The sequence below is a fragment of the Pseudomonas sp. S2_H01 genome, from assembly GCF_054668305.1.
The window spans coordinates 2,167,858-2,186,523 of sequence record NZ_CP162756.1 but is presented as its reverse complement, the minus strand read 5'-3'; the positions used below and the strand labels follow the sequence as shown (position 1 = coordinate 2,186,523).

The window sequence follows — 18,666 nt, the reverse complement described above, 5'->3', positions numbered from 1 at the left end:
AGGTCATACGGATTCGTCGTCTAGAAAGCGGGTTTACGTCCTGCACTATTTGTCGAAATTGATACTGTCACGTAAGCGTCATAATGCAGGCTTATAAATGTCACGCTTGCCCGTTTGCATGGGCTTGGGAGCATTACGTGCGCGTTGCCCTCACTTCTCGATCTCGACCATTTCTCCAGTCTGGTCGTGCTGATCTTTCCGGCCCAGCGGTCCGAAGCGACCTGCTGTCGGCACCCGCTTCACATTTTCTTACGTCGCCCTCAATGCCTGAAATCACGCCGATGCAGACTTGCGTCATCACCGGACGCTGCTATTTGGGCTTGCAGGACGCTGAGAAATGCGTAGCGTGGGGAGTCAACGCGCGTCAAGCGTCGCCCTTCGGGTCTGTCAGATCATTCTCTTGCCCGGGACAGGGCCATCGTCACCACAACCCCCTCGTGGGCGTGACTGGCTCTAAACGCTGGACGTCACCACTGTTGTGGCGCAGACGGCATGTCGACCTCACTCGCCGTTCGCGCGGCCCAACTGCTACAAGGGCGTTTGCCTTACAGGATTATTCATGAGCACCGAAGGAACTACCGAAGCCGCCGTTGAAATTGAACCCCAGGTCCTGAGTCAGGAAATCACCTCCATGGTCGAGCCGACCATCGAGGTGGTGCCAGCGCTGGAGCCCGCGCCGCCGGCCATGCCCGCCCTGGTGATTCCCAACCTGGATGACAGCAGTCTCTACATCCATCGCGAGTTGTCGCAGCTGCAGTTCAACATTCGCGTCCTGGAACAGGCGCTGGACGAGTCCTATCCACTGCTTGAGCGGCTCAAGTTCCTGCTGATTTTTTCAAGCAACCTGGATGAATTCTTCGAAATTCGTGTCGCGGGCCTTAAAAAGCAAATCACCTTTGCCCGTGAACAAGCGGGTGCCGACGGTCTTCAGCCGCACCAGGCGCTGGCGCGCATCAGCGAGCTGGTGCACGGCCACGTTGACCGCCAGTACGCCATTCTCAACGACATCCTGTTGCCCGAGCTTGAAAAACATCAGGTGCGCTTCATCCGTCGTCGTAACTGGACCACCAAGCTGAAGACGTGGGTCCGCCGCTATTTCCGCGATGAGATCGCCCCGATCATCACCCCGATTGGCCTGGACCCTACGCACCCGTTCCCGCTCTTGGTGAACAAGTCGCTGAACTTCATCGTCGAGCTCGAAGGTGTCGATGCCTTTGGCCGCGACTCGGGTTTGGCGATCATTCCTGCGCCGCGCCTGTTGCCGCGCATCATCAAGGTGCCGGAAGACGTGGGCGGGCCGGGCGACAACTATGTCTTCCTGTCGTCGATGATTCACGCCCACGCTGACGACCTGTTCCAGGGCATGAAGGTCAAGGGCTGCTACCAGTTCCGTCTGACCCGTAACGCTGACCTGGCGCTGGACTCCGAAGACGTCGAAGACCTGGCTCGCGCGCTGCGTGGCGAACTGTTCTCGCGCCGTTACGGTGATGCCGTGCGCCTTGAGGTGGCCGACACCTGCCCGAAACAGCTATCTGACTACCTGCTCAAGCAGTTCAACCTGAGCGAGACCGAGCTGTACCAGGTCAACGGTCCGGTGAACCTGACGCGTCTGTTCAGCATCACCGGTCTGGACAGTCATCCAGAGTTGCAATACGCGCCGTTCACGCCAGCCATTCCGAAGCTGCTGCAGAACAGCGAAAACATCTTCAACGTGATCAGCAAGCAGGACATTCTGCTGCTGCATCCCTTCGAGTCGTTCACCCCGGTCGTTGATTTGCTGCGTCAGGCAGCGAAAGACCCTCACGTGCTGGCCGTGCGTCAGACGCTGTATCGCAGCGGCGCGAACTCGGAAATCGTCGATGCGTTGGTAGACGCCGCGCGTAATGGCAAGGAAGTGACAGCCGTCATCGAACTGCGTGCGCGGTTCGATGAAGAGTCCAACCTTCAACTCGCCAGCCGGCTGCAAGCGGCGGGCGCGGTGGTGATCTACGGCGTGGTCGGCTTCAAGACGCACGCCAAGATGATGCTCATCCTGCGCCGCGAGGCGGGCGAGATCGTTCGTTATGCGCATCTGGGTACAGGTAACTACCACGCCGGTAACGCGCGTCTTTACACCGACTACAGCCTGCTGACGTCCGACGATGCCTTGTGCGAAGACGTCGGCAAACTGTTCAGTCAGTTGATCGGCATGGGCAAGACGCTGCGCATGAAGAAGCTGCTGCATGCGCCGTTCACCCTCAAGAAAGGCATGCTCGACATGATTGCCCGCGAAACCCAGTTCGCGGCCGAGGGCAAGCCTGCGCACATCATCGCCAAGTTCAACTCGTTGACCGATCCGAAGATCATCCGCGCGTTGTACAAGGCCAGCCAGACGGGCGTGAAGATCGACCTGGTGGTGCGCGGCATGTGCTGCCTGCGTCCAGGCGTGCCGGGCGTGTCGCACAACATTCAGGTGCGTTCGATCATCGGACGGTTCCTGGAGCACACCCGCGTCTTCTACTTCCTCAATGGCGGCGACGAGCAGATGTTCCTGTCCAGTGCCGACTGGATGGAGCGCAACCTCGACAAGCGTGTCGAGACTTGCTTCCCGGTGGAAGGCAAGAAGCTGATTCTGCGCGTGAAGAAGGAATTGGAAGGGTATCTGACGGACAACACCCACAGCTGGCTGCTGCAGCCGGACGGGCGCTACATCCGCAGCACGCCGACCGGCAACCAGAACGCCCGCAATGTGCAGGCCTCGCTTCTGGAAAAGCTGAGCAACCCGGTCCTCAGCGTACGCTGAGGACGATGCCGACTCGGGTCAGCCACTCGGCTTCCAGGCCGAAGTCGGCCTGAGTCAACTGGTTGTTTTCCAGCCAGCCATCCGGGAACAGGATGTCGAGGTTGTTCCCGTCGGCGGTCAACACAGGCTGCGGCATCTCTTGGGTGCCGCGAATGTGGTGAAACAGGATCGCGAAGCGCAGCAGCACGCACAGACGAATCAGCTTTACGCCTTCATCGCCAAACTCGGCGAACTTGTCCTTGGGAATGTTACGACGATGACCGCGCACCAGCAGCGCGAGCATCTGTTGGTCTTCGCGTGAGAAACCGGCCAGATCGGAGTGCTCGATCAGGTACGCTCCGTGCTTGTGGTAGTGATAGTGGGCGATGTCCAGACCCACTTCATGCACCTTGGCCGCCCAGCTCAGCAGCTCGCGATAAAGGTCGTCCTCGAGATCCCAAGCCTTTGCCACCTGCTCCAGCGCAGACAGCGCTTTGCGCTCGACGCGCGCAGCCTGTTCCAGATCGACGTGATAACGGTCCATCAGCGAGCTCAGGGTGCGTTCACGTACGTCTTCGTGGTGATGGCGACCGAGCAGGTCATACAGCACGCCTTCACGCAGCGCGCCTTCGCAGTGGTCCATCCGCTGCAGTTCAAGGGCGTCGAAGATGGCTTCGAGAATTGCAAGGCCAGCCGGGAAGATCGCGCGACGGTCGGGTTTGAGGCCTTCGAAGTCGATCTTGTCGACGTCGCCGAGCTTCATCAGTTTGCGCTTGAGCCAGGCAAGGCCTTCTGCGTTGACTTCACCGTTGCCGTGGCCGCCTGCTTTCAACGCCAGGCCGATGGCGCGGATCGTACCGGACGAGCCGATGGCTTCATCCCACTTCAAGCGATGCAGGGCGTGCTCGATGCTCATGATCTCCAACCGCGCTGCTGTGTACGCCTGGGCGTAGCGGGCCGGGGTGATCTTGCCGTCCTTGAAATAGCGCTGAGTGAAGCTGACGCAGCCCATCTGCAGGCTCTCACGCAGCAGCGGCTCGAAACGCTGGCCGATGATGAATTCGGTACTGCCGCCGCCAATGTCGGCGACCAGACGCTTGCCCGGTGTGTCCGCCAGCGTATGGGAAACACCCAGATAGATCAGGCGCGCTTCTTCACGACCGGAAATCACTTCAACCGGATGGCCGAGGATCTCTTCGGCGCGGTGAATGAATTCGTTGCGGTTGCGCGCTTCGCGCAGGGCGTTGGTGCCTACGATTCGTACGGCGCCGCTGGGCATACCGTTGATCAGTTGGGCAAAACGCTTGAGGCAATCGAGCCCCCGCTGCATGGATTCTTCGCTGAGCTGGCGCTCGTCGTCGATTCCGGCGGCCAGCTGCACTTTCTCGCCGAGCCGCTCAAGGATGCGGATTTCGCCCTGATTAGCTTTGGCAACAACCATATGGAAGCTGTTGGAGCCCAAGTCGATCGCGGCGATCAGCGAGAGATTTTTGGCGGTGGATGGCGGCATGGTGAAAGGTCTCGGTCGATAACCCCGACATCGTGCCACGATCCATCACTGCCGCCAAACGGGGAAACTGATATCCATGCCTGGCACAGATCACCTGTAGGAGCTGCAGGAGGTTACGACGGTGGCGAACGCGGATTGTCATCCACCGCAGATGTCGCCCTGCGACCGAGTTCGCCAGCAAGCCGGCTCACCATTCTGATGGCTGCCTCAACTTCCGGGAACGTCGCAATCCCTGTAGGAGACGTCCGAGGTTACGAGGGCAGCGAATGCTGAGTATCAGCTACTGTGGAAGGCGCTGACCCACCGCATTCGCCAGCAAGCCGGCTCCTACAGTGTCCGCATCGTTCTTCAGTCTTCGGAACGACGCAGATGCTGTGGGAGACGTCCGAGGTTACGAGGGCCGCGAATGCTGAGTATCGGCTACTGTGGATGGCGCTGACCCACCGCATTCGCCAAGCCGTCACGAGGTTGCGGTGTCCTCAAGCCTGTTCGACGGACCCGATGAAGTTCGCCAGCTCAGGCGTTTTCGGGTTGGCCATCAATTCTCGCGGGTCGCCCACCTCGTGCACTTTGCCCTGATGCATGAACACCAGCTTGTCGCCGACTTCACGGGCAAAGCGCATTTCGTGGGTGACCATGATCAACGTCATGCCGTCTTTGGCCAGCTCGCGCACCACGCTCAGTACTTCATTGACCAGCTCAGGGTCCAGTGCCGAAGTGATTTCGTCGCACAGCAGCACTTTAGGCGACATCGCCAGGGCACGGGCGATGGCGACGCGTTGCTGCTGGCCGCCCGACAGGCGATCCGGAAATGCATCGAATTTTTCACCGAGCCCCACGCGGTTGAGCATCTCCTTGGCCAGCTTGGTCGCCTCTGCCTTGGAGACCTTCTTGACCACCTGTGGCGCGAGCATCACGTTCTCGCCCACGGTCAGGTGTGGGAACAGGTTGAACTGCTGAAAGACCATGCCGACCTTCTGCCGAAGGCTGCGCAAATCCGCGCGGGCCGCGTCCAGGTATTCGCCATCGACTTCGATCACACCGTCGTTGATCGACTCAAGGCCGTTGAGCGTGCGCAGCAACGTGCTTTTGCCCGAACCGCTGCGACCGATGATCGCCACGACCTGACCTTCTTCGACGGTGAGGTCGATGCCTTTGAGGACGTGGTGGTCGCCGTAATATTTGTGCAGGGCGGAAATTCTAAGCAGAGGCATGAAGTCTCCTTTCCAGGTAGCGCGCGCTGAGCGACAACGGATAGCAAAGCAGGAAGTAGCCCAAGGCGACGAAGCCGTAGACCATGAAAGGCTGGAACGTGGCATTGGCGAGCATGCCGCCGGTTTTGGTCAGCTCGGTAAACCCGATGATCGAGGTCACGGCGGTGCCCTTGACCACTTGCACCGAGAAACCCACCGTGGGCGCCACCGCAATGCGCAACGCTTGCGGCAGGATCACGTAGCGCAGTTGCTCGAATGGCGTGAGCGCCAGGCTGGCCGAAGCTTCCCATTGACCATTGGAAATCGACTCGACGCAGCCCCGCCAGATTTCGGCCAGATAGGCGCTGGTAAACAGCGTCAACGCCAGCGCTGCCGCGAGCCATGGCGAAATGTCGATGCCCATCAAAGCCACACCGAAGAACACCAGAAACAGCTGCATCAGCAGCGGTGTGCCCTGAAACAGCTCGATGTAGCAGCGGGCGAGGGTGCGAACGGCCGAGGTGTCGGAGATGCGCATCGTCATGACCAGCAAGCCGATCACGCCTCCGCCGATGAAGGCCACCAGCGACAGCGCCAGCGTCCATTGCAGGCCCGTGAGCAGGTTGCGCACGATGTCCCAAAGCGTGAAATCCATCAGCTATTCCTCGCGATGTAGCGACGCCCGATCCATGCCAGCAACTGACGAATCAGCAGGGCCATGCACAGGTAAATCAGCGTGGTGATGATGTACGTCTCGAAGGCGCGGAAGTTGCGCGACTGAATGAAGTTGGCGGCGAAACTCAGCTCCTCGGTGGCAATCTGCGAACAGACGGCCGAGCCGAGCATGACGATGATGATCTGGCTGCTCAGTGCCGGCCAGACCTTGCCCAGCGCGGGCACCAGCACCACGTGGCGAAAGGTCTCGAAACGCGTCATCGCCAGCGCGGCGGAGGCCTCCAGTTGTCCGCGAGGTATCGCCTGGATGCCCGCGCGGATGATCTCGGTGGAGTAAGCCCCCAGGTTGATCACCATCGCCAGCACCGCCGCCTGCCACTCGGAAATCTGCACGCCCAATGAGGGCAGGCCAAAGAAAATGAAGAAGAGCTGCACAAGGAACGGCGTGTTGCGTATCAGCTCGACGTAGACCCCGAAGATCACCGAGAAGGGCTGGATCTTCCAGGCTCTGACGATCGCGCCAACGATGCCCACGCTGACGCCGAGCAAGGTGCCGATGGCCGTCAGCTCCAGCGTGAACAGGGCCCCGCGAAGCAGCAAGTCAGCGTTTTGCAGGACCGGAATGAAGTCGAACTGATAAGCCATCTAAAAGCCTCGGGTCAGCAATCGAAAATCAAAGATCGGCCGGCAGAGGCTGCTTGAGCCAGGTCTGCGAGTTCTTTTCCAGCGCACCGTCTTTCTTCGCCGCTTCGAGGATTTCGTTGACCTTGGCCAGCAGCTCAGGTTGACCCTTGTTGACGCCGACATACACCGGCGAGTCCTTGAGCTTTACTTTCAGCGCGGGGATGCGCTTAGGGTTCTTCTCGCTGATCGCGACCATCACCACGTTACCGCTGGCGATCAGGTCGGTCTGGTTGGCCAGGTAGGCGGCGATGGTCGAGTTGTTGTCTTCGAAGCGCTTGATGGTCGCTTCTTTAGGGGCGACGGCGGTCAGTTCGATGTCTTCGATGGCGCCACGGGTGACACTGATGGTCTTGCCCTTGAGGTCGTCCACGCCGGCGATGGCGGCGTCAGGCGGGCCAAACACCGCGAGGTAGAACGGCGCGTAGGCGTGGGAGAAGTCGATGACTTTCTCACGGTCCGGGTTTTTGCCGAGGCTGGAAATCACCAGGTCGACCTTGCCGGTGGTCAGGAACGGGATGCGGTTGGTGCTGTTGACCGGGGTCAACTCGAGTTTGACCTTCAATTGATCGGCGATCAGCTGCGCGGTGTCGATGTCCAGGCCGCGAGGTTTCATGTCCGGGCCGACCGAGCCAAAGGGCGGGAAGTCTTGCGGTACGGCGACTTTCAGGACACCGCGTGCGGTCACGTCATCCAGGCCGTTGGCATGGGCAGGGGCCTGGCCGAGCATGAGGCTGGCAAACAGGGCGGCAAGCAGAGCGCTGTAACGCTTGGTCATGTGACGTCTCCGAAATCAGGGCGAGTCGTGGGTGATGACGAATCTCCAGTGCACAGCCCATGCCAGCCGCGAATTCGCGACCATTAAATGCGGGCTGCAAGCCTCTTGCGGTCTAACTGGTCTGAACAGTTGGCGATTCGCTCGCCCTGCTTTGGCGCGCCTCAAAGCCGCGGCGCCCCTTGCTTGGGCGTCACTTGCTGAATCTTCGCGATGGCGATACAAGAGGTTTTTTCCACGGTTATTGCGTTTGAATCGCCATGCACCCGAGCCCAATTGCAGTACCTGAAGCCGCCTTTCAAGCGATCCGCAAACTGATCGCCGAGCAGGGCTATGGCCCCGGCGACAGCTTGCCTTCGCAGCGGGATCTGGCGGTTCGCCTGGGTGTCAGTCGCGCTTCGTTGCGCGAAGCGCTGTCTTCGTTAAGCGCGCTGGGTGTGGTCAGTGTGCAGCCGGGGAAAGGCGTATTCGTTCAGGCGATTTCTGAACCACAACAGAGCACGAGTGGTTTTTCCTGGCCTTATGCTGCCCAGGCGTCGCCTTCGGAGACGTTTCAACTGCGTTATGCGCTGGAAGGTTTTGCGGCGGGGCTGGCGGCAGTCACGCTGACGGCCGATGAGCGCGATGTGCTGGAAGACAACGTCGAAGCCATGCGCCTGGAGTTGAAGGCCGGGGATTTCGACTGTGCGGCAAAACTGGATTTCGATTTCCACCGGCGCATTCTGGTCGCCAGCGGCAATCAGGCCATTCTCGGGATCATCACCGCCAGCGCCGACATTTTTCTGGAAAGCCAGAAACTGCCTTTCATTCGAGCGGGCAGGGCGATGGAGACGTGGCAGGAACACCGCAAGATCCTGCGCGCGCTAGCCCGCAACGCCTCGGGCCCGGCGCAAAAAGCCATGCAGGAGCACATCAGAGGCGCTGCATTGCGGACCGGAATCGTCTTCGTCGCGCCTTCTGCCTAGGTGCACAAACAGCCAAGCGCATGATCCTGTGGGAGCGAATTCAGTCGCATTGGCCGTGACATCCAACGCATCTTCATTGAACTCACCATCGAATCGCGAATGAATTCGCTCCCACAGGGCGTCTCGCGCTCGGTATCTGGCACTCCGTACATTGTAGGAGCGCGCTTGCCCGCGATCTGGCGCGCAGCGGCAGCAAACCATTCGATCTCGTGGTGTCAGGGCCAACCACGCAGCTGGCGCCTTGGGCAGAAGCGAACTCAGGTTGGTCCGCCAGTCACTTCGATAAAGCTAGTCATAAATGTTCATAGCAAGAGACAATCGCCCGCGCCTTCCTGTCACGGCGTGACACAGTTATGATGGTCCACGTTTTTTTGCCTATGACCTCGGAGACATCTCATGAGTAGCGACCTTATCAAACACGTCAGCGACGCGAGCTTCGACGCCGATGTCCTGAAGGCTAGCGCTAGCGTTCCTGTGCTGGTTGATTACTGGGCTGAGTGGTGTGGCCCATGCAAAATGATCGCTCCGGTTCTGGACGACATTGCTGGCACCTACGAAGGCAAGCTGACCATTGCCAAGCTGAACATCGACGAAAACCAGGAAACGCCAGCCAAGCACGGCGTTCGTGGGATTCCGACCCTGATGCTGTTCAAGGACGGTGAAGTGTCAGCGACCAAGGTCGGCGCACTTTCCAAGTCCCAGCTGCAAGCATTCCTCGACGCCAACATCTGATGGCGCAAAGGCCCCGCAAATAGCGGGGCTTTTTTTCTGGTGTTGCACTAGACGCTCGGAAAATCAAGTGGTACATTCGGCCCCGCAACGGCTTCTCCGTTGCCCCCTGCTAGCCGTCGCCGACGCTCTCCTTTCGATTTGTACGCGATCCTGTCGCCTTCTCTGCGGCGCGGCCTCATTAAGCCAAAAGCTTAATTTCCCCCTCCATACATGATTACGTCATTCCTATATGAACCTGACTGAACTCAAGCAAAAGCCTATTACCGATCTGCTCGAAATGGCCGAACAGATGGGCATAGAAAATATGGCCCGTTCGCGCAAGCAGGATGTGATCTTCTCCCTGCTGAAGAAGCACGCTAAAAGCGGCGAGGAAATCTCGGGTGATGGCGTGCTGGAGATCCTCCAGGATGGCTTCGGCTTCCTTCGTTCTGCAGACGCCTCCTACCTTGCCGGCCCAGACGACATCTACGTCTCGCCGAGCCAGATCCGCCGTTTCAACCTTCGCACGGGCGACACCATCGTCGGCAAGATCCGTCCACCGAAGGAAGGCGAGCGTTACTTCGCACTGCTCAAGGTCGACACGATCAACTTCGACCGTCCAGAAAACGCGAAGAACAAGATTCTGTTCGAAAACCTGACGCCGCTGTTCCCGACCGTGCGCATGAAGATGGAAGCCGGTAACGGTTCCACCGAAGACCTCACCGGTCGCGTCATCGACCTGTGTGCACCGATCGGCAAAGGTCAACGTGGTCTGATCGTTGCACCGCCGAAGGCGGGCAAGACCATCATGTTGCAGAACATCGCGTCGAACATCACCCGCAACAACCCTGAAGTTCACCTGATCGTTCTGCTGATCGACGAGCGTCCGGAAGAAGTGACCGAGATGCAGCGCACCGTGCGCGGCGAAGTGGTTGCCTCCACCTTCGACGAGCCACCTACCCGTCACGTGCAAGTCGCCGAAATGGTGATCGAGAAGGCCAAGCGCCTGGTCGAGCACAAGAAGGACGTGGTCATTCTGCTCGACTCCATCACCCGCCTGGCTCGCGCCTACAACACCGTCATCCCGAGCTCCGGCAAGGTACTGACCGGTGGTGTCGACGCTCACGCTCTGGAAAAACCAAAGCGTTTCTTCGGTGCGGCTCGTAACATCGAAGAAGGCGGCTCGCTGACTATCATCGCCACCGCGCTGGTTGAAACCGGCTCGAAGATGGACGAAGTGATCTACGAGGAATTCAAAGGCACCGGCAACATGGAACTGCCTCTGGACCGCAAGATCGCCGAGAAGCGCGTTTTCCCGGCCATCAACATCAACCGTTCCGGCACGCGCCGCGAAGAGTTGCTGACCGCCGACGACGAGCTGCAGCGTATGTGGATTCTGCGCAAGCTGCTGCATCCGATGGATGAAGTCGCTGCCATCGAGTTCCTGGTCGACAAGCTGAAACAGACCAAGACCAACGATGAGTTCTTCCTGTCGATGAAGCGCAAATAACGCGCTGAACGGCGGTAGAAAAATGGTGTCCTTTTGGGGCACCATTTTTTTTGCCTTTTTTTCAGTCACAGCGCCAGACAAGGAGCGTCATGCACACCTTTGGAAATCGTCGTGACATCGACGGGCTGCGGGCCCTGGCCGTCATTCCCGTGGTGCTCTACCACTTCGGCTTCGGTGCCTTCAGTGGCGGGTTCGTGGGTGTCGATGTGTTCTTCGTCATCTCCGGCTTTCTGATCACCTCGATTATCGTTCGGGAAATCAGCGCCGGACGCTTCAGCTTTGTCGATTTCTGGGCGCGGCGTGCGCGCCGTATCATTCCTGCCCTGAGCGTCATGATGCTCGCCGCGCTGGTGGTGGGCTGGATCATCATGCCCGCCAATGATTACTCGCAGCTTGGCCGAGCCGTGCGCTATCAGGCGATGTTCGCGTCCAACATCCTGTTCATGCGCCAGGACGGCTACTTCAACCCGGCTTCGGACTTCAAGCCGTTGCTGCACACCTGGTCGCTGTCGGTCGAAGAGCAGTACTACATTCTGTTTCCTCTCTTGATGGTGCTGTTGACCCGCTTCCTGCGGCACTGGCGCTGGATGTTATTCGGGCTGTTGGTCGTGTCATTTGCGGTCAACGTATGGGCCATCAAACGTGAGCCCGACGCCGCGTTCTTTCTGTTGCCCATGCGGGCGTGGGAGCTGCTGTGCGGCGCGATGCTGGCAGTGATTCCGGCAGCCAGTCGCGAGCGGCCGGCGTGGGTGTATCAACTGGTCAGCACGCTGGGCCTTTGCGCGGTGCTGTACGCCATTTTCGGATTTGATAAATACACACGATTCCCAGGCTGGGCGGCACTGTTTCCAGTGCTGGGCGCTACGGCGATGATTTGGGCCAACGGTCATGCGCCCACGCTGGTTGGGCGCCTGTTGAGCGTGAGGGCAATGGTCGGCGTCGGCCTGATTTCGTATTCGTGGTACCTGTGGCACTGGCCGGTTTTTGTCTACGCCAACGCCGTTTCCGTGGACGGCATGCAGGCGTTGGAGGCCGCTGGATGGGTCGTGTTCACGCTGCTTCTCGCGTGGATGAGCTGGTGTTTCGTCGAGCTGCCCTTCCGCGAAAAGCGTTTGCTGGCCGGGCGTAAGCCCGTACTGGCAGCCGGACTGGCTGCGTTGCTGGTCATTGGCGTCGCCGGGCAACTCGTGCGCGACGCTGATGGCGTGCCGGCACGCCTTTCCGGCCAGGCGATGCAATATGCCAAGGCCCGCGATTGGCAGCAGGGGCAGATGGAGTGCCTGCTGCAGCGTAAAAGTGAGGATCTGACGAAGGTCTGTCGCTTCGGCGGTGACGAGCACACGCCGCCTGTGCAACTGGTATGGGGCGACAGTCATGCCGCCGCGTTGAAGCCTGCAATCGAGGCAGACGCCGAGCGTTACGGGATTCCCGTCTGGCTCGCCAGTCTCTCCGGTTGCTTGCCGATCCTGGGTCACGAAACCCGTCAGCAATGTCAGGATTTCAATCAGGCTACGCTGCAATCCATTCGCGAGTACAAGATCCGCGACGTCGTCCTGGCTGCGCGCTGGAGCCTGTATCTGTACGGCGAAGAAGACGGTGACATGCAGCACGTGCTGTATCGCGACGACAGCCGCCCGGTCGCCGAGCAGCAAGTGGCGAAGGACCTCACCGCCATGGTTCACAGTCTGCGAGCAACAGGCGCACGCGTATGGATTTTCAAGGAGGTGCCGCTGCAACGGCAGGGCACTGTGGCGCGCCTGGCGAGTCTGGCCATGATCGGGCGGTCTGCCGAACGGTTGGGGCGCCCGATCGCCGAGCATCTTGCCCGTCAGCAGTTCCTGAGTTCGCTGTTCAGTCAGTTAAGCAATGAAGACCCGCAAGTACGCGTCCTCGACCCGACGGCATTAATGTGCCCCGGCGGTATTTGTCGCGCTGAGTTCGACGGCTATTCGCAATACATGGATGAAAATCATCTGTCTGATAAAGGTGGCGAGCGCATGAAGCCTTTGCTGGCGCCGATCTTCCTCAGCGAAAACGCCGTCCAAGGCGGGTGATTACGCTTCAGGCTGCTGCCGTCGGCCGTCAGAGCAGGTAGGATGTGCATCTATTTGTTAAGTGGCCGGGTTAATGAAATTCAAGGATCTACGGGATTTCGTGCAGCAGCTTGAGCAGCGCGGAGAGTTGAAACGCATTCAGGTACCCATTTCTCCCGTGTTGGAGATGACCGAAGTCTGCGACCGGACCCTGCGCAACAAAGGGCCGGCCTTGCTGTTCGAGAACCCGACCGGCTTCGATATCCCGGTGCTCGGCAACCTGTTCGGCACGCCCGAGCGCGTGGCGATGGGCATGGGCGCCGAATCGACCGAAGAGCTGCGTGAAATCGGCAAACTCTTGGCGTTCCTCAAAGAGCCCGAGCCACCCAAGGGGCTGAAAGACGCCTGGTCCAAGCTGCCCATCTTCAGAAAAGTCATCGCCATGGCGCCGAAAGTCGTCAAGGACGCGCCTTGCCAGGAAATCGTGATCGAGGGCGACGACGTCGACCTCGGCGTGCTGCCCGTGCAAACCTGCTGGCCCGGCGACGTCGGCCCGCTGATCACGTGGGGGCTGACGATCACCCGAGGCCCGAACAAAGAGCGGCAGAACCTTGGCATCTATCGCCAGCAGGTGATTGGTCGCAACAAGGTCATCATGCGCTGGCTCAGCCATCGTGGCGGCGCGCTGGACTTCAAGGAGTGGTGCAATAAGCATCCTGGTCAGCCATTCCCGGTGTCCGTGGCCTTGGGTGCAGACCCGGCAACCATTCTCGGTGCCGTGACTCCCGTGCCAGACAGCCTCTCCGAATACGCGTTCGCCGGCCTGCTGCGTGGCAACCGGACCGAGCTGATCAAATGCCGTGGCAACGATCTGCAGGTGCCGGCTAGTGCTGAAATTGTGCTGGAAGGCGTTATTCATCCGGGTGAAATGGCCGATGAGGGCCCTTACGGCGACCACACCGGTTATTACAACGAAGTCGACAGCTTCCCGGTGTTCACCGTCGAGCGCATTACCCACCGCATCAAGCCGATCTACCACAGCACCTACACCGGCCGCCCGCCGGATGAACCGGCGATTCTCGGTGTGGCGTTGAACGAAGTGTTCGTGCCGATCCTCCAAAAGCAGTTCCCGGAAATCACCGACTTCTATCTGCCACCCGAAGGTTGCTCGTACCGCATGGCGGTGGTGACCATGAAGAAGCAGTACCCCGGCCACGCCAAGCGCGTGATGTTGGGTGTGTGGTCGTTTTTGCGACAGTTCATGTACACCAAGTTCGTTATCGTCACGGATGACGACATCAATGCCCGTGACTGGAATGACGTTATCTGGGCAATCACCACGCGCATGGACCCCAAGCGCGATACGGTGATGATCGACAACACGCCGATCGACTACCTCGACTTCGCCTCGCCCGTGTCCGGGCTGGGGTCGAAAATGGGGCTCGATGCGACGCACAAATGGCCGGGCGAGACGACCCGTGAATGGGGTCGCGCCATCGTCAAGGACGAAGCCGTCACTCGCCGGATCGACGACATCTGGAATCAGCTGGGAATAGATTGATGCGCGTAACCTTGCAGCCATCGGGCGCCGTACTTGAGACATTGCCCGGCGAGCGGATCCTCGATGCCGCCCAGCGCCTGGGCTACGAATGCCCGCAGAGCTGTCGCAACGGCAACTGCCATATCTGCTCGGCGCTGTTGGTCGAAGGCAGCGTCGTGCAAAACGGTGAGTTGCAGAGCCACGGCGAAATCTATACCTGCCTGGCTGTGCCGCAGGAAGATTGCGTGGTGCTCTGGGACAGCGTATTGCCGCTGGGAGAGTTGCCTGTGCGCACGTTCGCCTGTCAGGTGACTGAGTGCGTGGAAGTCGGCGGGGATGTGTGGCGCGTAATGTTGCGCGCCCCTGCGGGCAAGCCGCCGCGTTATCACGCCGGTCAGTACCTGATGATCGCCCGGGACGACGGCGAGAAGTCCGCTTTCTCCATGGCTTCAGCGCCTGAAAGCGGCCGTGATCTGGAGTTTCATGTGCTGGCTCGCGAAGCCAGTGCGCAGAATCTGATCAAGCAGTTGCAGCGTGAGGGGATGGCGCGCGTTGAGTTGCCCTTTGGCGACACGCACTTGGGCGAACTGCCCGACGGTCCGTTGGTGTTGATCGCGGCAGGGACCGGCATGGGGCAGATGCACAGCTTGATCGAGCATTGCCGTTCCAAGGGGTTCCCGTACCCGGTTCATGTCTACTGGGGCGTGCGGCGGCCTGAAGATTTCTACGAACTCAAACATTGGGACGAGTGGAAAACACTGCCAAACCTGCATTTGCACAAGGTCGTCAGTGACCTGTGTGGCTGGGAAGGTCGTTGCGGCATGTTGCACGAGGCGGTGTGCGAAGACTTCGCCGACCTCAAATCGATTCAGGTCTACGCCAGCGGCTCGCCCAACATGGTCTATTCCACCCTCGATGCCCTCGTGGTCGCCGGCATGGACGCGCATCAGATGCGTGCCGACGTCTTCGCTTACGCGCCACGCTCCTGACCGTCCGCCCGATGGCAGGCGCCGTGGAGAGTTAATTGCATCAGAATAGGTGCAGGGTCGGTTTTAAGGCGTGACGGCCTGCACATTGCTCGCAACGGTGTCTGCCTGTGGATTCGCTGTTGCGTGAGCCGCTTTAGACGTGTTCAGCACTACATTGGCATTACGTTGGCCAATGGGGGAGCCAGATGGGGAATCAAATCAATAGCTTGGTGGAAGCCGTACACGACGGCCTCGGGCTGTCTTACCCACCCGTTATCGACCTTGGGCCGAAGCTGACCCGCGACCAACTCCTCGCTTCCATGCATGCCACTATGTCCCGTCACGAAGGTGGTCCTGTTTGGCTGTTCGCCTACGGATCACTGATATGGCGCCCTGAGTGCTCCGCCGTGGAGCGTCAGCGCGGCCGGGTTCATGGCTACCATCGCGGCCTCTACCTCTGGTCTCACGAACATCGTGGCACCCCCGAGCAGCCGGGACTGGTCTTCGGGCTGGACCGTGGCGGCTCGTGCAGCGGTTTCGCCTATCGCCTGCCGGAAGAAAACATCGAAGAGTCATTGCTTGCGCTGTGGCAGCGGGAAATGCCTTTTCCGTCCTATCGCCCGCACTGGCTCAGTTGCCGACTCGAAGATGGCACCAAAGTACAGGCCTTGGGTTTTGTGCTTGAACGCCACCTGCCCAGCTACGCCGGCAACCTGCCTGACAGCGTGCTGACCCAAGTCTTGGCCAGTGCCAGCGGTCGTTACGGCACCACGTGGGAATACGTCGAGCAAACCATTCACGCCCTGCGCAGCCACGCCATGCCGGATTTGAGCCTGGAAGAGCGGTTCAAGCGCTGCAAGCCGATTTTGCTGGCGGTTTGAATACGGCACGAACTGCTCCCACTCTAGCCGCGCTCACAGGATTCGCGCGATCTTCCAGGCCCTTGGCGTCGACGCGGTCCCTGTAGGAGACGTCCGAGGTTACGAGGGCGGCGAACGCGGTGGGTCATTCAGCGCTAATGCTGCTGATCCAGCGTGTTCGTCGGAACGCCGCCCAGACCAAACTCGCTCCCACAGGTTTCGCGTGATGTTCCAGGCCCATGCATCGACGCAGTCCCTGTAGGAGACGTCCGAGGTTACGAGGGCAGCGAACGCGGTGGGTCATTCAGCACTGATGTCGCTGATCCAGCGTATTCGTCGGAATACCGCCCAGACCAAGCTCGCACCCCCTCCGGGCAGACGCACAGAGCGGCGCGCTTGCTCCCTGCGTTCGTTCCCTCAGCGATGGCGCTTGTTAGGCGCCATCGCCAGAGCACCCACGAACGTTTAAGCCGTCGCCTCACGCGACTGACTCGCCACCCGCGTATGCCGCAACGTAGGGATCAGGAAAGCGATCGCCAGTAGGCATGACGCCACGAGAATCACGAAGCCGCCGTCCCAGCCGAAATGGTCAACGGTGTAGCCCATCAGCGCACTGGCCGCGACCGAGCCGCCCAGATACCCGAACAAGCCTGTGAAGCCTGCGGCTGTTCCGGCTGCTTTCTTCGGCGCCAACTCCAGCGCCTGCAAGCCGACCAGCATCACCGGGCCGTAGATCAGGAAGCCGATAGAGACCAGTGCGATCATGTCGACCGTCGGGTTACCCGGCGGGTTGAGCCAGTACACCAGCGTTGCGACCGTCACCAGCGCCATGAACACGATGCCTGTCAGGCCGCGATTGCCCCGGAAGATTTTGTCCGACATCCAGCCGCACAGCAGCGTCCCCGGAATGCCCGCCCACTCATAGAAGAAATACGCCCACGAGGTCTTGTCCACGTCGAAGTGTTTGGCTTCTTTCAGGTAGGTGGGCGCCCAGTCCAGCACGCCATAGCGCAGCAGATAGACGAACACGTTCGCCAGCGCGATGTACCACAGCATTTTGTTGCGCAGCACGTATTTGACGAAGATTTCCTTGGCGCTGAATTCTTCTTCGTGGCTCGCGTCGTAGCCTTCCGGGTAGTCGTTCTTGTACTCCTCGACCGGTGGCAAACCCACAGATTGAGGGGTGTCACGCATGGTGATGAAGGCAAACAGTGCCACGAACAATGCCACCGCAGCCGGCACATAGAATGCCGCGTGCCAGTCGTTGGTCCAGCCCAGGCCGAGCAGGAACAGCGGACCAATCAGGCCGCCACCGACGTTGTGCGCTACGTTCCACACCGACACCACGCCGCCGCGTTCTTTCTGCGACCACCAATGCACCATGGTACGTCCGCTCGGTGGCCAGCCCATGCCCTGCGCCCAACCGTTGATAAACAGCAGGATAAACATGATGGTCACGCTCGATGTTGCCCACGGCGCGAAACCGAACACGAACATCACCGCCGCCGACACCAGCAGGCCGAACGCCAGGAAATAACGCGGGTTCGAGCGATCCGAAACCAGCCCCATCAAGAACTTCGACAGACCGTAGGCAATCGCGATCGCCGAGATCGCCACGCCCAGTTCACCTCGGGTGTAACCCTCATCGATCAAGTACGGCATCGCCAGCGAGAAGTTCTTGCGCAGCAGGTAGTAGCCCGCGTAACCGAAGAAAATACCCGCGAAAATCTGCCAGCGAAGGCGGCGGTAGGTGCTGTCGACGCGCTCTGCAGGCAGCGGGGCCTGATGCGCGGCAGGTCGGAAGAAGGAAAACATCGAAACACTCCAAGGGTTTTTATTTTCTTATGCGAAATCGAATATTACATTTTCGTTACAGAAAATAGGAAGGCTTCTCATCGGAAAATATCCCGAATTCAGGCGCATTGGCGTGTTGGATTTCGAACATGGCTTGAGTGTGTAGGCGGACGCTTGATCTTTAGGATCAGTCCTACTCGAGAAACGGACTCGATAACCTTATCCGCGCTGCCTCGCGCACCTACCATCGCGCCCTTCAGTCGTAGTGGCGTTTTGGGGCGAGGTGAATGTGAGCGGGTGGCGAAAGTATGTGAGCGTTCTCGGGCTTTGCCTGATCGCACTAAGCGGCACTGCCGCAGGCAGAGAGATTCATCCGCTGTTTGATCGGTACATCTCGCCGGCTTACCCGTCCGCGCTACGCGGTGGCCGAATGTTCGCGAGCGTGCGGGTGAATTACGACATTCACAACGACGGGTCTGTCAGCGGAATCAGGGTCACCGAGCAAACTGATCAAAAATCAGCCAATGCCGTGCTTTCGGCAATCAAGCGCTGGCGGTTCAAGCCATGGGACGTGACCGAAGACATGCCTGCGTCCATCGGCGAATCCGTGCAATTCGTTTTTGATCAGGAGCGACGTGAGCGTCGGTTGAGAATGGTGATTTCGTGGGCGCGGAGGGAAGTGCCGTGACA

The 18,666-nt window shown here is 59.7% G+C and carries 15 protein-coding genes; 9 read left to right on the top strand and 6 right to left on the bottom strand.

Annotated features, from left to right (window positions below):
* The first annotated feature begins 559 nt into the window (after positions 1–559).
* Entirely contained in the window at positions 560–2,782 is a 2,223-nt protein-coding gene (gene ppk1, locus AB4N84_RS09605; RefSeq protein WP_074754562.1) for a polyphosphate kinase 1, read from the top strand.
* Here the strand turns inward: ppk1 and ppx are convergent.
* From ppx to AB4N84_RS09580, 5 genes are all read right to left on the bottom strand, one after another.
* Positions 2,769–4,271 (bottom strand): exopolyphosphatase, encoded by a 1,503-nt coding sequence (ppx, locus tag AB4N84_RS09600; protein WP_346828564.1) that lies wholly within the window; start codon positions 4,269–4,271, stop codon positions 2,769–2,771. The genes ppk1 and ppx overlap by 14 nt on opposite strands.
* 479 nt (positions 4,272–4,750) lie before the next feature.
* Positions 4,751–5,485: an amino acid ABC transporter ATP-binding protein gene (locus tag AB4N84_RS09595; RefSeq protein WP_074754558.1), complete on the bottom strand. Its 735-nt coding sequence runs from the start codon at positions 5,483–5,485 to the stop codon at positions 4,751–4,753.
* Positions 5,472–6,122 (bottom strand): amino acid ABC transporter permease, encoded by a 651-nt coding sequence (locus tag AB4N84_RS09590; protein WP_460046980.1) that lies wholly within the window; start codon positions 6,120–6,122, stop codon positions 5,472–5,474. The genes AB4N84_RS09595 and AB4N84_RS09590 overlap by 14 nt, the downstream gene beginning before the upstream one ends.
* Complete coding sequence (locus AB4N84_RS09585) at positions 6,119–6,784, bottom strand: amino acid ABC transporter permease (RefSeq protein ID WP_074754553.1); 666 nt, start codon at positions 6,782–6,784, stop codon at positions 6,119–6,121. The genes AB4N84_RS09590 and AB4N84_RS09585 overlap by 4 nt, the downstream gene beginning before the upstream one ends.
* A gap of 28 nt (positions 6,785–6,812) precedes the next feature.
* Positions 6,813–7,598, bottom strand: a complete 786-nt coding sequence (locus AB4N84_RS09580) for a transporter substrate-binding domain-containing protein (protein ID WP_460046131.1) — start codon at positions 7,596–7,598, stop codon at positions 6,813–6,815.
* Between the two features lie 257 nt (positions 7,599–7,855).
* Here AB4N84_RS09580 and AB4N84_RS09575 point away from each other — a divergent pair, with 257 nt between their 5' ends.
* The 7 genes from AB4N84_RS09575 to AB4N84_RS09545 all read left to right on the top strand — a co-directional run bounded on the left by AB4N84_RS09575 (position 7,856) and on the right by AB4N84_RS09545 (position 16,203).
* Positions 7,856–8,560 carry a FadR/GntR family transcriptional regulator gene (locus AB4N84_RS09575; protein WP_074754549.1) on the top strand — a complete coding sequence of 235 codons (705 nt, stop codon included), beginning with the start codon at positions 7,856–7,858 and terminating at the stop codon, positions 8,558–8,560.
* 396 nt (positions 8,561–8,956) lie between these two features.
* A complete protein-coding gene (trxA, locus tag AB4N84_RS09570; RefSeq protein WP_460046130.1) occupies positions 8,957–9,292 on the top strand; it encodes a thioredoxin TrxA in 336 nt (111 codons plus the stop codon).
* 229 nt (positions 9,293–9,521) lie between these two features.
* Positions 9,522–10,781 carry a transcription termination factor Rho gene (rho, locus tag AB4N84_RS09565; RefSeq protein WP_027979976.1) on the top strand — a complete coding sequence of 420 codons (1,260 nt, stop codon included), beginning with the start codon at positions 9,522–9,524 and terminating at the stop codon, positions 10,779–10,781.
* An 89-nt stretch (positions 10,782–10,870) separates the two neighbouring features.
* Entirely contained in the window at positions 10,871–12,835 is a 1,965-nt protein-coding gene (locus tag AB4N84_RS09560) for an acyltransferase family protein (protein WP_460046129.1), read from the top strand.
* 73 nt (positions 12,836–12,908) lie between these two features.
* Positions 12,909–14,375 (top strand): 4-hydroxy-3-polyprenylbenzoate decarboxylase, encoded by a 1,467-nt coding sequence (gene ubiD, locus AB4N84_RS09555; protein ID WP_460046128.1) that lies wholly within the window; start codon positions 12,909–12,911, stop codon positions 14,373–14,375.
* Positions 14,375–15,343, top strand: a complete 969-nt coding sequence (locus AB4N84_RS09550; RefSeq protein WP_460046127.1) for a CDP-6-deoxy-delta-3,4-glucoseen reductase — start codon at positions 14,375–14,377, stop codon at positions 15,341–15,343. The genes ubiD and AB4N84_RS09550 overlap by 1 nt, the downstream gene beginning before the upstream one ends.
* Before the next feature lie 185 nt (positions 15,344–15,528).
* Positions 15,529–16,203: a gamma-glutamylcyclotransferase gene (locus AB4N84_RS09545; RefSeq protein ID WP_074754539.1), complete on the top strand. Its 675-nt coding sequence runs from the start codon at positions 15,529–15,531 to the stop codon at positions 16,201–16,203.
* Positions 16,204–16,647: 444 nt separating this feature from the next.
* Here the strand turns inward: AB4N84_RS09545 and glpT are convergent, their stop codons facing one another.
* Positions 16,648–17,997, bottom strand: coding sequence for a glycerol-3-phosphate transporter (gene glpT, locus AB4N84_RS09540; protein WP_074754537.1), 1,350 nt, complete (start codon positions 17,995–17,997; stop codon positions 16,648–16,650).
* Between the two features lie 289 nt (positions 17,998–18,286).
* Here glpT and AB4N84_RS09535 point away from each other — a divergent pair, with 289 nt between their 5' ends.
* A complete protein-coding gene (locus AB4N84_RS09535; RefSeq protein ID WP_460046125.1) occupies positions 18,287–18,664 on the top strand; it encodes a TonB family protein in 378 nt (125 codons plus the stop codon).
* The last annotated feature ends 2 nt before the right edge of the window (positions 18,665–18,666 follow it).

Bases quoted from the DNA above. Each gene is read 5' to 3' on its own strand.
- ppk1 (WP_074754562.1), top strand. From the start codon at position 560: ATGAGCACCGAAGGAACTACCGAAGCCGCCGTTGAAATTGAACCCCAG.
- ppx (WP_346828564.1), bottom strand. From the start codon at position 4,271: ATGCCGCCATCCACCGCCAAAAATCTCTCGCTGATCGCCGCGATCGAC.
- AB4N84_RS09595 (WP_074754558.1), bottom strand. From the start codon at position 5,485: ATGCCTCTGCTTAGAATTTCCGCCCTGCACAAATATTACGGCGACCAC.
- AB4N84_RS09585 (WP_074754553.1), bottom strand. From the start codon at position 6,784: ATGGCTTATCAGTTCGACTTCATTCCGGTCCTGCAAAACGCTGACTTG.
- AB4N84_RS09580 (WP_460046131.1), bottom strand. From the start codon at position 7,598: ATGACCAAGCGTTACAGCGCTCTGCTTGCCGCCCTGTTTGCCAGCCTC.
- AB4N84_RS09575 (WP_074754549.1), top strand. From the start codon at position 7,856: ATGCACCCGAGCCCAATTGCAGTACCTGAAGCCGCCTTTCAAGCGATC.
- trxA (WP_460046130.1), top strand. From the start codon at position 8,957: ATGAGTAGCGACCTTATCAAACACGTCAGCGACGCGAGCTTCGACGCC.
- rho (WP_027979976.1), top strand. From the start codon at position 9,522: ATGAACCTGACTGAACTCAAGCAAAAGCCTATTACCGATCTGCTCGAA.
- AB4N84_RS09560 (WP_460046129.1), top strand. From the start codon at position 10,871: ATGCACACCTTTGGAAATCGTCGTGACATCGACGGGCTGCGGGCCCTG.
- ubiD (WP_460046128.1), top strand. From the start codon at position 12,909: ATGAAATTCAAGGATCTACGGGATTTCGTGCAGCAGCTTGAGCAGCGC.
- AB4N84_RS09550 (WP_460046127.1), top strand. From the start codon at position 14,375: ATGCGCGTAACCTTGCAGCCATCGGGCGCCGTACTTGAGACATTGCCC.
- AB4N84_RS09545 (WP_074754539.1), top strand. From the start codon at position 15,529: ATGGGGAATCAAATCAATAGCTTGGTGGAAGCCGTACACGACGGCCTC.
- glpT (WP_074754537.1), bottom strand. From the start codon at position 17,997: ATGTTTTCCTTCTTCCGACCTGCCGCGCATCAGGCCCCGCTGCCTGCA.